Below are 13,909 nucleotides of genomic sequence, written 5' to 3' on the forward strand. Positions count from 1 at the left end.
TAGTTAAAATAGCTCAAGGCTGTGTTGCTCTCAATCCCAATAGCCAGCTATTGCTCAATCGAGCGCCTTACCTTGAATTATTTTTCCTGCGCACAACAAGATCACAAACTTAATGGAACTGGTATTAGGTCAAACAATAAAAGTGGATAGCAGAATGACATTGCATTCATTTATCGTTATTTATTTGTGATTTGATGTCATTTTAGTGTAATTTTTGTCTAAAAAATCACACTGCCTGTGTGGAGTGCATAGGCAGGTAAACTTATTTGATCTGTCATCAATAAATATTGACTGATCAAATAAATTTACGCAGGTGTTAGTATCTTTTCAGCTAATTGAAGCGTTATTTAGTGTGCTTGTTTAGCTGTTGATTATCTTTAATGAGCCATCAAGGTGTATATCTCGTTGCGGATACGCGACAATAATATTTTCTTGTTCAAATAATTCTTCCAAGCGAAACCTTACGTTGCTTTTTGCAATTCTTAAACCACTTTCTGCTCTTGAGTTTACCCAAAAAGTAACTTCAAACATTAAGGCATTGTCGCCAAAGTCATCAAAGGTCACTAAGGGTTTGGGCTCTGGTAGCACTTCTGCTTGTTCTGTACTTGCTTGCATAATTAACCCAGCAACTTTTTTGGCTGGTGAGCCATAAGCGACACCAACTTTAACTGAACACCTGACAAACTGGTCTACTAAGGTCCAGTTGACGACAGTGTTTTCAAGTAATTTGCTGTTAGGTATTAATAAATGCACACCGTCTACCCGTTTTATACGGGTTGAGCGGGTGTTAATTTCTTCAACTAAGCCTTTTGAATCCTCAATTTCTAAAAAATCGCCAATACGAATAGGGCGCTCCCACATTAAGATCCAACCACTAATAAAGTTATTAATAATATTTTGTGCACCAAAGCCAAAACCGATAGCAATTGCGCCAGATAAAAAAGCAAAAGCAGCAATCGGCACATTCATAAAGTCTAATATGCTGATAATAATAATTGTTATTGCAATAACATATAAAACTCTTTCTACTAAATGAATAATATTAGGGTCGGTTTTTTTTGTCGTTAAGCGGCTACTGATCAATTTAATTAGCCACTTGGTTAACAATATACCCATAAAAATGACTATGGGTATAAAAAGTATGTCGCCTATCGTGACGGGTTGTTCTGATATCGTAATAACGACATGAGAAAGTATCGCTTTTGCTTGTTCCATGGTCTGTTCAATAGTCATACTAAAGCCTTAATAAATTATATATTATGAATTTATAAATACTTTTGATGGGTCTACAAGAAACCTTTCACCAATAGCCTCACGGCCAAATAACATTAAGTAACTCATATCTGAGCGGTCAGTTAAGGTTATTTCAATCGGCCAAAGAGCATCACCTAATTTTACTGGTGTTGATATAACATAACGTTGCTCTGAAGTACCATTTGAAGATTTAACCCGTCTAATGTCATGAATAGGGGCTTCACAAGAAACCATATCCTCAACGTTATAAACATCAGGGTGTAGGTCAAACCGCACCATTACCTTGCCATTTTTTTTAAACTTAGTAATGTTGTCAACATGTAATGAAGAGGTTTTAGCTCCCGTGTCAACGCGCACCTGTAAATCTGTTATGGCTAAATCAGGTAGCGCAATAGTTTCCAAACGGCCTATAATTGCTTTTTGTTTTTTTTTCATACTACGATACCTTATTTTATATGTTGTTTTGCGGTAAAAGGTTGTCTTGAGCATTCTCTATTTGCTGAAAAATATGTTTATCATCTTCTTCAAAGTAGGCAATATGAAACATAGCTTCACCTTCTTGTACTAAAGGGATATTTTGTTGGCCAATTAATATACCGGCTCTACTTGCTTTTACAACATCGATGATTTCGCCGTAAGGGCTACCAATTTCGGCCAAAACATCGCCTTTTTTAATTTGCTCACCCAAACGCACGCGATGATTAACAATGCCACTGGCATTAGCGCGTAACCATTGACTGCTGTTAGCAACAAAGGGCGCAATAACTTTTTTGCGGCTTGGTGATGATTTACGCATACCTAAATGCTTTAATACGTTAGTAATGCCTCTCATGCCGGCACGAATTGAAAACTCATCAAAACGTAATGCTTCTCCAGCTTCATAAAGCAGTACTTTAGTATTATGTTGTACCGCGGCTTCTCTTAGGGAACCATCAATAATGTTTGAATTTAACACCACAGGTACGCCAAATACTTGCGCCAGCTCTTTGGTTTCTTCACAGGATAAATCCGCCCTAATTTGCGGTAAATTTGAGCGGTGAATTGCTCCTGTGTGCAGGTCAATGCCGTAATCACAATGCTTAACAATTTCATTAAGAAAAATATGCGCTACGCGCCCAGCTAGCGAACCTTTCGCTGAGCCAGGAAAGCAACGGTTAAGGTCTCTTCGGTCAGGCATATAGCGACTTTGATTGACCACACCATAAACGTTCACCATAGGAACAGCTATCACAGTTCCTTTGGTGATTTTAAACTTATTTTCGCTGATCAATCGACGAATGATTTCTATGCCATTTAACTCATCACCATGCACCGCAGCACTAACAAAAATAATCGGCCCAGGTTTTTTGGCACGAATAATATGTACAGGTAAAGAAACGTCTGCGTCGGTATATAACTTGGCTACAGGCAAGTCTATCTTGCGCTGTTCGCCGGGCAATATGACAAATTCACCTATTTTTAATGCATTCATCATTAGCCTTATCCTTTGCCACGAGTTTTATTACTGTTCGGTTTGGCATTTTTTTCTAAAAAATCAAAAATCATACCAGCAATATTTTTACCTGTTGCGGTTTCTATGCCTTCTAAACCTGGCGATGAGTTTACTTCCATCACCATAGGGCCATTTTGTGAGCGCAGTAAATCTACCCCACACATATTTAAGCCCATGGCTTTTGCTGCTTTAATCGCTGTTTCACGTTCTTCTTTCGATAATTTAACCACAGTGGCAGAGCCACCACGATGCAAGTTAGAACGAAATTCACCTTCTGCGCCTTGTCGTTTCATCGCCGCAACCACTTTACCGCCAATCACTAAACAACGAATATCAGCACCACCGGCTTCTTTAACGAATTCTTGTACCAATATATTCGCTTTTAAGCCCATAAAGGCTTCAATAATCGATTCAGCTGCTTTCGCAGTATCAGCTAAAACCACACCAATACCTTGGGTGCCTTCTAATAATTTAATTACCACGGGCGCGCCACCCACGTTCTTGATTAAATCTTTGGCATTATCAGGTTTACTAGCAAAGCCGGTACGCGGTAAGCCAATACCTTTACGTGATAATAATTGTAATGAGCGTAATTTATCGCGAGAACGACTAATCGCGACTGATTCATTAATATTAAATGTGCCCATCATCTCAAATTGTCTAGCAACCGCTGTGCCATAAAAGGTCACAGAAGCACCAATACGAGGAATAATAGCGTCGTATTTAGGTAGTTCTTTACCGTGATAACGCACAGCTGAATGCGTACTGGTGATATCCATATAGCAATGTAAAGTATCAATAACATCAACCTCGTGTCCCATTGCTTCGCCTGCCTCTTTTAAGCGTCTTGTAGAATAAAGATTCTTATTTCTTGATAATATTGCTACTTTCATAATAGTTACCTAATTTTTTACTTTTATTATTTAAAGTGATGTAAGTATGAAACTAGAGTGTATAGTCAGTTCTTAAAATAATAAAACGCAATATTTTGGCCAGTTCAATCAAAATATTTGATTAGAGAGGGGTTTATGAAATTTGAATTATTAACAACATTTTTGGAAGTAAGCCGAACATTACATTTTAGAATCGCCTCTGAAAATCTTTTTATTACTCAGTCAGCGGTCAGTGCACGGATAAAGTTATTAGAAGATGATTTGGGTGTTTTGCTGTTTGATCGCAGCCATAAGCATTTAAAGTTGACGACTGAAGGTCTTAGGCTAATAAAGCATGCCAATGAAATTCTTTTTATGTGGCAAAAAACCAAGCACGATGTCGGTGTAGCGGAACACGATGCACAGCAACTCGCCATCGGATCATTAAATTCTATCTGGGATATTGTCTTGCAAGCCTGGTTGCAAAAAATTCACCGTAATTTAGACAGTGTTAGTTTATTTACCAGTACCTATTCGCCAATGGAGTTAAGAAAAAATGTTATTGGTCGTGTGGTAGATCTTGCATTTTTATTTGAACCGCCATTTATTGAAGATTTAGTCACCGAAAAAGTAGCGACAGTGCCATTGCATTTAGTCACCACCGATCCCGATCACATTGAAGGTATGCATGTCGATAATTATATTATGGTGGATTATGGCGAGGCAGTGAATACCCGGCATATGCGGGAATTTCAGCATGCTCCACCCGCAAAACACTTTATGAGCCAGCCCCGCATTGCTTTAAATTATATTTTACAAGCAGGGGGAAGTGCACACTTGCCTAGACAAATGACTTTTGAACATGTTGAAGCGAATAAGTTGTTTGTTGTTGAAAGTGCGCCAGTTTATCATCGTGAAATATTTGCCGTATATTTAGCGAAAAGTCAAAAAACTGAAGTTATTAAACAAGTGATAGGTTTATTTCCCAACATACACTTTTAGAAAGAATACATTTTTAGAAAGGATACATTTTTAGAAAGAATACCGTTTAGAAGTAAAACCTGCTGATAAAATTTTAAGCTGTTTTTACTGTAAATTAGCAAAATAAACTAATACTTCTACATTACAAGCGAAGCGGCTTTGGCCAATTTAAAGTAAATGAAGAGAAGTGGGGGTAATACCAGTTCCATTAAGTTTGTGATCTTGTTGTGCGCAGGAAAAATAACTCAAGGTAAGGCGCTCGATTGAGCAATAGCTGGCTATTGGGAGTGAGAGCAACACAGCCTTGAGCTATTTTAACTAGTACAAGTGAGCAATAACTTAATGGGATTGGTATAAGTTTACTCACCATTAGCAGACTGCATCTTGAAGTGGCAAAAGTATAGATATAGCGATACCTGCAAGTACTTTGAAGACACCAAATTTGGTGATTATTTAGCGACTACTATCAGCTAGGGTAATAAACCTTTGTGCATAAATGAAAAAACACCGATTAATCGGTGTTTTTTTAGCTGTTTTTAGTGAAGCTAAGTGGCTTACATAAGCTTTAAACGGCTTTAAACGGCTTTAAACGGCTTTAAAGCAGTAAACAGCAAGTTTGTTACCGTCTAAATCGCGTGTGTAAGCCGCATAAGCATTAGGAGCCCAATCGCGAGTACCCGGTGCGCCTTCATCAGGACAGCCAGCAGCTAAGGCCGCTGCATGAAAAGCGTCAATAGCCCCGCGGTTAGGTGCTTCGAAACTAACAGTAATACCATTGCCAACACTAGCAGGTTGGCCGTTCGCAGGTTTTAATACAAAGAAAGATGGTGCGTCTACACCCCAGATTGAACCGTTTTCATCTAGATCGGCAATGCGCTTGAGGCCAATGGTGCCTAAAACGTTATCATAGAAGGCGCGAGCCTTGTTCAAATCTTTAGTGCCGACAGTTACATGAGTAAATACGCTCATTTATGTTCTCCGTTTATTATGAGTAAAAAGTTATACGTCAAATTTTATAAGTAAAAATTGATTGTTTGCTTATCGAGCATAGCCAATACACTGAGTGTATTGGCTATCGTTCGTTTCGATAGAGGTATAATATACCTTTGCAGATGAATGATAATCCATGTAAATGTAAAAGGACTTTTACTGTTTCGTAATAGTCCTATTAAATAGTTAAATAGTTAAGTAATAAAAACCTGAGTTATTCGCAGATAGACCAGGATCAGTTGTGGCTAATGCATACAGAGGTGGCTGGGTTAAGTTGCGATTATCCCAATAAGTGTTTTAATAACCTAGCAAGTTTTCAAAGCAAACCATCAAAAAACATTAGTTTGATCAGTAGTACTTCAGTCGCCAATTGTGATGTCAGTGGTTTGAGCAGCGGGTGATTTTATTGAGCTATTTATAGTCATAGCATAGAGCTCAACCGCTTTAAAAAATTAATATGCCTTTGCCGATTGCACAAGCGATAGGTGATATTGTGCTTTGAAATTGTCTTACTGACCCAAGTGTGTAAGCACGAAATTAAGATTAAAGTAACTGCTCAGCCAAGTAGTCTACCAATAATCTTATTCTCGGTGACAAATGGCGGTTTTGCGGGTAAACCGCCCATATACCTTCATCAGGCGCACGGTAATTGTCTAATAAAGAAATCAGCTCACCATTCTGTAGATGTTGTTGAACATAATAATCTGGCAATTGCACTATGCCTAAGCCTTTGAGTGCGGCATCGGTTAAACTATGGCCATTGTTATAGCGCAACCGACCTTTAACACGGATACTTTTTTCTTTGCCTAATTCGCTAAAGTGCCAATAATCAGCTGTGCCCAATAAACAGTTGTGTTTGCTTAGCTCTAATATAGAGTGCGGTATACCATGTGTGTCGAGATAACGTGGCGAGGCACAAACATAGTTAGTTCGTTTACCTAATTTTTTTGCCATCATTGACGAATCACTTAACTTGCCAAGACGAATGGCTAAATCATAACCATCTTCGGCTAAGTCAATTTGTCGGTTACTTAAGTAAGCTGACACTTCAACATCGCTATAGCGTTTTACAAAATTATTTACTAGTGGCAATATCTGTTTTTCACCATAGGTTACTGGTGCGGTTAATTTAATTTTACCTTGAGGTTTTGATTGCAGGTTGGTAATTGCACGCTCTGCCGCGTCTAAGCCATCAAGTACGCTGCGACAGTGCTGATAAAAAACCCGCCCTTCTTCCGTTAAAGAGACTTTGCGAGTGGTACGATAAAATAACTTGATATTCAGGCGCTTTTCTAAAGCACTTATTTGGCGGCTTACTTGCGCTGTTGATATCGTCATTTTTTTTGAGGCCAAGGTGAAGCTCTCATTTTCGGCCACATATACAAATTCGCTAATACCTTCCCATTGCATGATTATTACCTATATGTACAAGTGATTTTACAAACTATTACATTATCATTTTTAAAGAAATAATTATAGCGACTGTTAGTAACGCCCGCTTACTATTGTTACTGCTTGGTAAAAGTGAATTGTATTTTAGTGGTATTATCACACCTAAAGGAATGTATTAGACTAGGGCTATATTAAGAGTTGCACTAGATGCTAAATCTTAAAAATATCTATCAATTGAAAGTGAGAACAAATATGTCAGATAAGTTTATTAAATCAAAAGCGGCTATTGCTTGGGGACCTAAGCAACCATTATCCATCGAAGAAGTCGATGTGATGTTACCACGCAAAGGCGAAGTGCTAGTGAAGGTTATCGCCTCAGGCGTATGTCATACCGATGCATTTACCCTTTCGGGAGAAGATCCAGAGGGTATTTTTCCGGTTATTTTAGGCCACGAAGGTGGTGGTATTGTTGAACAAATTGGTGCAGGTGTTACTAGTGTACAAGTCGGCGACCATGTTATTCCTCTATACACACCAGAATGTGGCGAATGTAAGTTTTGTTTATCAGGGAAAACCAACCTTTGTCAAAAAATTCGCGAAACCCAAGGTAAAGGCTTAATGCCTGACGGCACCACGCGTTTTTATAAAGATGGCCAACCCATTTTTCATTATATGGGCTGCTCTACCTTCTCTGAATACACGGTATTACCTGAGATTTCTTTAGCGAAAGTGAATAAAACTGCACCGTTAGAAGAAGTTTGCCTATTAGGTTGTGGTGTTACTACCGGTATGGGCGCGGTGATGAATACAGCGAAAGTTGAAGAGGGCGCAACCGTTGCTATCTTTGGTCTTGGTGGTATCGGTTTATCGGCAGTTATTGGCGCAACTATGGCGAAAGCCAGTCGTATTATTGCGATTGATATTAACGAAAGTAAGTTTGAGTTAGCCAGAAAACTCGGTGCTACTGACTGCATTAATCCAAAAGATTACGACAAGCCAATTCAAGATGTGATTGTTGAATTAACTGATGGCGGTGTTGATTACTCGTTTGAATGTGTCGGTAACGTCGACTTAATGCGCTCTGCTTTAGAGTGTTGTCATAAAGGTTGGGGTGAGTCAGTCGTTATTGGTGTTGCCGGTGCGGGGCAAGAGATAAAAACCCGTCCATTTCAACTTGTGACAGGTCGGGTATGGAGAGGATCAGCATTTGGCGGTGTAAAAGGTCGTACTGAATTACCGGATTACGTAGAACGTTATTTAGCGGGTGAATTCAAATTAAGTGATTTTATTACTCATACTATGGCACTTGAAGATATTAATGATGCGTTTGAGTTGATGCACAAAGGCGAAAGTATTCGCAGTGTTATTCACTTTGATAAGTAAGATTGATTTTAATCGCGGTGACTTAGTTTAAAAATAAATTGCTATCTATCTTAATATAATTTTTATTACCCCTTTTTGCAGCATAAGTATCAGCACAAAAAGGGGCTAATATTGTGAGGTGTACCATGACAATTGAGCATTTAATAGAAAATACAAGTGCAAACAAAAGCTTTGGTGGTTGGCAGAAACAATACAGCCATCAATCTAAAACCTTAAATTGTACTATGCGCTTTGCTATTTACTTACCGCCACAAGTATCAAACGGCGAAAAAGTACCGGTGTTGTATTGGCTTTCAGGTTTAACGTGCAGTGATGAAAACTTTATGCAAAAAGCCGGTGCACAGCGTATGGCTGCCGAATTGGGTATTGCTATTGTTGCCCCTGACACTAGCCCACGCGGCGACGGTGTGGCTGATGATGAAAGTTATGACCTAGGTCAAGGCGCAGGTTTTTATGTTAACGCCAGCCAAGCACCTTGGAATCGCCATTATCAAATGTACGATTATGTGGTCAATGAATTACCCGCTATCATTGAAGCTGCATTTGAAGTATCAGATAAACGGGCGATTAGTGGCCATTCAATGGGCGGACACGGTGCATTAACCATTGGCATGTTAAACCCTGAACGTTATAGCTCAATGTCGGCGTTTAGCCCTATTTGTAATCCAGTGCAAGCGCCTTGGGGTAAAAAAGCTTTTACCGCTTATTTGGGTAAAGACCAAGCCACTTGGCGCAACCATGATGCTAGTGAATTAATGCGTAAAGCGACGGCGTTTATTCCGGCTAAAGTTGATCAAGGCGGCGCTGATGATTTTATTAATGAGCAGTTAACACCTGAAGTATTAGAAGCTGCAGCAAAAGTTAGTGGTTATCCATTAGAGCTGAATATTCACAACGGCTATGACCACAGCTATTATTTTATCTCATCATTTATTGAACAGCACCTGCGCTTTCATGCTCAGCACTTAGCTAAATAGCACTTTCCTGTCTCGTTTTTTACTAGATAGTATTTTAATAAAGCACACTTTTATGGCCGTTGTCCTATTCGGCGGCCATTGCTCTTATTAATCAACTTGGTATCATATCTAGAACCCTGTCATAGTGAGGAGTAACATTAAAATATAATGCAGCAATTAAGCGACCTTTAAATGACTGCTGTTAACTGAGATCTCTCGTGCTATTGAAATCAATTTGTTAGACATTTTAGGTGTAACAATATTGCCAGAGCCTATCCACCGATAAAGCACCGTCTTATTTAGCTGATAAATAACCATTGAAGGATTTAAGAATGAAACAAAAATGTTATATATATTTCGCTTGTCAGGCACAGTAGCGATTATATCTTGGTTATTTGCAGCGATTTTATTCTTTATCACCATGGTTAATGAAAACTTATTTAGCCTCTACAACACGACTATTTAATCAAATTACTAATAATTATGCCCCCCATATTATCTAGCTGAACTTTAGCTAAAGATATTTATACCAATCCCATTAAGTTATTGCTCACTTGTACTAGTTAAAATAGCTCAAGGCTGTGTTGCTCTCACTCCCAATAGCCAGCTATTGCTCAATCGAGCGCCTTACCTTGAATTATTTTTCCTGCGCACAACAAGATCACAAACTTAATGGAACTGGTATTACTATTCTTTCTTAAACCTTAAACCTTAAACCTTAAATTATCATGTTAATATAAAGATAACATGATGTAATTTATATGAATAATAATCACTAGGGGTTTTTACCCAGTTTGCATAGGGGAAACACCTAATTAACCTTTGTTGAAAAAATGGGCACTGTGGTTAAGTCAATTACTTTTTCACCCATAAAGCGTTCATCAACGTGCTACCGCTGATTTACCGTCTAGCTTGCTCGTTTATGGAGGCAATAAATATAAAGGTTGTTAAGATGAAAACTACATTACTATCTAGCGCTATTGCATTTGCACTCGCAATACCCTTCTCAGTTTTACCCGGTGACGCTTATGCTTCAACGATAACTGACAGTGTTCAAGCGAATAAAATATTAAATTTTGATGTTGCTGGTGTGCCAACACTTAATCAACTACAAGATGTGGCGTTTACCAATTTAATGGCATTAAGCGCAGTACAAGCCCAAGCGATTAGTCAATTTAAAGCGGCGAACCCCAATGTGCAGGTTTCGGTTAACGAAATGACTGGAACAGTCAATGCCATGACAGGTATGGCAATTAAGACCTCAGGTAATTCGGTTGAAAATATGGCGCGCAATTTTATTGCTGACCATCAAGCAATTTTTGAAGGTTTGACTAACGATCAACTGCAATTTAATGTTAATCGTTCAAAACCAGCTTTAGGTGGCCAAGTTGTTCGTTTCGACCAAGTGGTTAATGGCATTAAAGTTGAAGGTAATGGTGTTGGAATTGTTATCGATGCAAGCAATAATGTACGTGGTGTTATGGGGCCTTATCAAAAAGCCTTTAACCTTGCTAGTCAACCAGATCTTACTCCTGAAGCAGCGGTATTAGCGGCAAGCCAAAATTTATTACCATTTCAAAAAGACATTCCAGCGGCGGCGTTGGATGTTTTAACGCCAGCATTTGAAACTATTGCGACTAAATTAGGTGTATTTAAAACCCCTATGCCTGAGTTACGCTTTGTACAAACAGGTGAAGGACATAGTTTAGTGTGGCAGTTTTATTACTACTCAACTAATCCTTTTGGTGTTTTTAAATATATGGTTGATGCGCAATCTGGCGAAATACTTTATCGTGAAGATCAAGTGCGTACCGCAGAAGGGGACGAACCTACCGATCAATTTGCGGACTATTTCCCAACATTCCCACCGATTACATCTGAGCTACAAGACAACTGTGAAATTGTTGATGAAAATGGTGGTTTAACAGGAACACCTGAAGGTTTACTCCGCATTAAATTAAGAAAGTTTGATGAGACAAACCGAGTTAGTGGTGTTCAAGGTGTGTTGTCAGGTAAGCATGCTCTTATCGGCAGCGCTTTACCAACGAGTACGCCATTTGCCCAAGCAGCCTTAGGCACATATTATTTTGACCGTGATGACGCACCAATATCTGGTCGCGTAGATGAAAAAGATCATACCACAGGTGAAAAAGTACATTTTGATGGTATTAGCCAGTTTATTTATATTACTAATTTATTAGAATATTTGGATTACTTACACAAAGAGGGTGATGCGGTTCATCAGCGTGGTTTTGGTAGCAGTAGCGGTAGCTTTCCTGATCAATACCCGAATGAGTCTACACCGCTAGTGGGCATTGTTCATATTCCTAATGTTTTAGATGCTCCACAAGACCCCAGCGACCCTGAGTTTTTAGCCGACTTACTAAATTTAGATAATGCCTTTGCCATACCACTTTCACAAGATATTGCTGGTGAAGAAGTTGTGGTTAACCCAACATTTTACGGTCACGGTAATCTTTTTAATAACTTAGCATTAGATTTTAGTGTGCCTGTACATGAAGGTACGCATGCCACGATCACTCCGATTGCTGGCTTTGAAGGTAGCCCAGAAGGGGGGGCTTTAAATGAAGGTCAAGCTGATTTATGGGCTTATACCATAGGGGAAACCCCTGATTTAGGGACTTATCCAGTTAATGCTTGTAAATTAAGAGATGTATTGCGTGAAGCTAATGTTGATCCAGACTCTTTTGAGTATATCCGAAGTGGTCAAAGTCAATTGCGCTATTCACAATTAGGTACACGTGGTAACACCTTTGAAGTACACAGAGACGGTGAGATATATGCGGGTGCGATGTGGGATTTCCGTGAGTTAATGCTAGAGATGTTTCCAGCTAACGACTTTGTGCGTCCTGACCCTGTAACTGGTGAAGCAACACAAGTGGCTAGCTTAGGTAAAGAAACTTGGGAGCGTATTTTCCTAGGTTCAATGTATGTTTTAGGGGTAAGTGCACCCGATACTTTTGTTAAAGCCCGTGATGCAACGCTGATTGCTGACGCTATGTTATATCCAATAGACTCAACGGATAGCAAGTCTTTAGGTAAGCATCATGCACTCATTGAACGCATATTTGCTGCTCGTGAATTAGGTAAAAATGCACAAGCACCACTAGGCGGCGTACAATTGATTTCTACTGCGGTAAGTGACTTTACTGCCGGTCAAGAAGCCCCAGACACACCACAAAATATTTCTGCTGATATTGTCAGTCAAGACAGCATTAATGTTAGCTGGGACAGTGTTGATGATGTTATTGGTTATCAAGTATTAAAACGCAAAGGTAATAGCCCAGCACGTTTATTTGCTGGTGTAGTGGGCCGTGAATATATCGATGGTGACTTAAGTTCAAATGGCTATACCCATGTAGAATTTGTTACAGAACCTAGCTATCTTGATAAAGGTCAAGGTTTTGGTCGCGGCGCAGGTCAAGGTATTGAAGCATTTGATTTTCAATATGTTGTACGTGCTATTAAAACCAATGCAACTGGGCAAGTAGGCTTTTCTGATTTATCAGGCACGGCAAAAACTAAACTTAAAGCGAAAAATGTTACTGACGATGTACAAGCAAGCATCAGTAATGTTACTTTTTCACTGAGCGAGTTTGCTTTTGACAATACCTTAACTAACAATGGCTCAGAAGCGATATTCGGCCCTATCAACTTTGATATTGTTTCGATTAGTAGCCCGAACGTAACCGCTACTAACGCTGATAATGCTGGCAGTGGTCAACGCGGTGATAGAGCACGTTTTGTCTACAATGAAGCGCTAGCACCAGGCATGGACTCAAGTGCTCGTAATTTGAGTTTTGCAAATCCATTAGCTGAGATCTTTAGTTTTAAAGCTAAAGTATTCGCTAAAATAGAAGGGCAAGCACGTGCTGCTAATGGTAGCCAAGCTTCAAATGACACATCAGAAGCCGCTAATCGATCAGTAGTTTTCCATGCTATTTCTGAGCGCAAAGGTCTAGTTGCCGTAGGCACAACTGATATATTAATAGCTGAGGACGTAGATTATGTTGATGTTGAGTTCACTGCATTAAACAGTGCGACAAGTGCCATAGCAGACTTAAGTGCAGATGTTGATGTCGGTGGTGCTTACCCAGACCTTGATTTCTCAATGCTTGATAGCGATGGCAAGGTATTATCAACGTCTGGTAATTTAGGCGCCTCTGAGCAAGTCGGTAGTACGGTTGTTGGTGGTGATACTTACATTTTACGTGTCAAAGGTTATGCTAATGGTCCAACACAATTTACTATTGTGCTTGACCAAATGGTAACTGATGCCGCTGATGAAAGTAATGATACAAGTGAAGCGGGTTCACCTGCAGACAGTGGCATTGAACTTGTAGAGTTTATGGTTAATCCAGTTAATGGTACTATTATTAAACTGTAAAGCTTAACGTTAGATATAAGTAATACCAGTTCCATTAAGTTTGTGATCTTGTTTTGCGCAGGAAAAATAATTCAAGGTAAGGCGCTCGATTGAGCAATAGCTGGCTATTGGGAGTGAGAGCAACACAGCCTTGAGCTATTTTAACTAGTACAAGTGAGCAATAACTTAATGGGATTGGTAT

At 39.3% G+C, this 13,909-nt stretch carries 11 protein-coding genes; 5 read left to right on the forward strand and 6 right to left on the reverse strand.

Translation table 11 applies throughout. The annotated features are described in order from the left end of the window. Window positions 1-360 precede the first annotated feature (360 nt). Genes ESZ39_RS15950 through rimK form a run of 4 tightly spaced genes read right to left on the reverse strand, consistent with a single transcriptional unit; the run spans window position 361 to window position 3,639 of the window. Window positions 361-1,233, reverse strand: a complete 873-nt coding sequence (locus ESZ39_RS15950; protein ID WP_223270419.1) for a mechanosensitive ion channel family protein — start codon at window positions 1,231-1,233, stop codon at window positions 361-363. A gap of 24 nt (window positions 1,234-1,257) precedes the next feature. Then, window positions 1,258-1,689: an ATP-dependent zinc protease gene (locus ESZ39_RS15955; protein ID WP_146880917.1), complete on the reverse strand. Its 432-nt coding sequence runs from the start codon at window positions 1,687-1,689 to the stop codon at window positions 1,258-1,260. A 16-nt stretch (window positions 1,690-1,705) separates the two neighbouring features. Continuing rightward, window positions 1,706-2,725: a succinylglutamate desuccinylase/aspartoacylase family protein gene (locus ESZ39_RS15960; protein ID WP_146880926.1), complete on the reverse strand. Its 1,020-nt coding sequence runs from the start codon at window positions 2,723-2,725 to the stop codon at window positions 1,706-1,708. A gap of 8 nt (window positions 2,726-2,733) precedes the next feature. Next, entirely contained in the window at window positions 2,734-3,639 is a 906-nt protein-coding gene (gene rimK / locus ESZ39_RS15965; protein WP_146880918.1) for a 30S ribosomal protein S6--L-glutamate ligase, read from the reverse strand. Window positions 3,640-3,774: 135 nt separating this feature from the next. Between rimK and ESZ39_RS15970 the strand changes: the two genes are divergently transcribed. After that, window positions 3,775-4,620: a LysR family transcriptional regulator gene (locus tag ESZ39_RS15970; protein ID WP_146880919.1), complete on the forward strand. Its 846-nt coding sequence runs from the start codon at window positions 3,775-3,777 to the stop codon at window positions 4,618-4,620. A 564-nt stretch (window positions 4,621-5,184) separates the two neighbouring features. Here ESZ39_RS15970 and ESZ39_RS15975 read toward each other — a convergent pair. Further along, window positions 5,185-5,568 (reverse strand): VOC family protein, encoded by a 384-nt coding sequence (locus tag ESZ39_RS15975; RefSeq protein ID WP_146880920.1) that lies wholly within the window; start codon window positions 5,566-5,568, stop codon window positions 5,185-5,187. A 564-nt stretch (window positions 5,569-6,132) separates the two neighbouring features. Continuing rightward, window positions 6,133-6,999, reverse strand: coding sequence for a LysR substrate-binding domain-containing protein (locus ESZ39_RS15980; RefSeq protein ID WP_146880921.1), 867 nt, complete (start codon window positions 6,997-6,999; stop codon window positions 6,133-6,135). A gap of 234 nt (window positions 7,000-7,233) precedes the next feature. On the opposite strand from ESZ39_RS15980, the gene ESZ39_RS15985 reads away from it, so the two are divergent. The 4 genes from ESZ39_RS15985 to ESZ39_RS15995 all read left to right on the forward strand — a co-directional run bounded on the left by ESZ39_RS15985 (window position 7,234) and on the right by ESZ39_RS15995 (window position 13,728). Further along, on the forward strand, window positions 7,234-8,364 hold the full coding sequence (locus ESZ39_RS15985; RefSeq protein WP_146880922.1) for an S-(hydroxymethyl)glutathione dehydrogenase/class III alcohol dehydrogenase: 1,131 nt from the start codon (window positions 7,234-7,236) through the stop codon (window positions 8,362-8,364). Between the two features lie 125 nt (window positions 8,365-8,489). Then, window positions 8,490-9,341, forward strand: coding sequence for an S-formylglutathione hydrolase (gene fghA, locus ESZ39_RS15990; protein ID WP_146880923.1), 852 nt, complete (start codon window positions 8,490-8,492; stop codon window positions 9,339-9,341). Between the two features lie 322 nt (window positions 9,342-9,663). Beyond that, the gene (locus tag ESZ39_RS18280) at window positions 9,664-9,786 is read left to right on the forward strand and encodes a hypothetical protein (RefSeq protein WP_262984505.1); all 123 of its coding nucleotides are present in this window, start codon (window positions 9,664-9,666) and stop codon (window positions 9,784-9,786) included. A 486-nt stretch (window positions 9,787-10,272) separates the two neighbouring features. Then, window positions 10,273-13,728, forward strand: coding sequence for a M36 family metallopeptidase (locus ESZ39_RS15995; RefSeq protein ID WP_191321824.1), 3,456 nt, complete (start codon window positions 10,273-10,275; stop codon window positions 13,726-13,728). Window positions 13,729-13,909 lie beyond the last annotated feature (181 nt).

The sequence above is a fragment of the Colwellia sp. C1TZA3 genome (genome assembly GCF_007954265.1).
In the GTDB taxonomy this organism is placed as follows: Bacteria; Pseudomonadota; Gammaproteobacteria; order Enterobacterales; family Alteromonadaceae; genus Cognaticolwellia.

Bases quoted from the DNA above. Each gene is read 5' to 3' on its own strand.
- ESZ39_RS15950 (WP_223270419.1), bottom strand. From the start codon at position 1,233: ATGACTATTGAACAGACCATGGAACAAGCAAAAGCGATACTTTCTCAT.
- ESZ39_RS15955 (WP_146880917.1), bottom strand. From the start codon at position 1,689: ATGAAAAAAAAACAAAAAGCAATTATAGGCCGTTTGGAAACTATTGCG.
- ESZ39_RS15960 (WP_146880926.1), bottom strand. From the start codon at position 2,725: ATGAATGCATTAAAAATAGGTGAATTTGTCATATTGCCCGGCGAACAG.
- rimK (WP_146880918.1), bottom strand. From the start codon at position 3,639: ATGAAAGTAGCAATATTATCAAGAAATAAGAATCTTTATTCTACAAGA.
- ESZ39_RS15970 (WP_146880919.1), top strand. From the start codon at position 3,775: ATGAAATTTGAATTATTAACAACATTTTTGGAAGTAAGCCGAACATTA.
- ESZ39_RS15975 (WP_146880920.1), bottom strand. From the start codon at position 5,568: ATGAGCGTATTTACTCATGTAACTGTCGGCACTAAAGATTTGAACAAG.
- ESZ39_RS15980 (WP_146880921.1), bottom strand. From the start codon at position 6,999: ATGCAATGGGAAGGTATTAGCGAATTTGTATATGTGGCCGAAAATGAG.
- ESZ39_RS15985 (WP_146880922.1), top strand. From the start codon at position 7,234: ATGTCAGATAAGTTTATTAAATCAAAAGCGGCTATTGCTTGGGGACCT.
- fghA (WP_146880923.1), top strand. From the start codon at position 8,490: ATGACAATTGAGCATTTAATAGAAAATACAAGTGCAAACAAAAGCTTT.
- ESZ39_RS18280 (WP_262984505.1), top strand. From the start codon at position 9,664: ATGTTATATATATTTCGCTTGTCAGGCACAGTAGCGATTATATCTTGG.
- ESZ39_RS15995 (WP_191321824.1), top strand. From the start codon at position 10,273: ATGAAAACTACATTACTATCTAGCGCTATTGCATTTGCACTCGCAATA.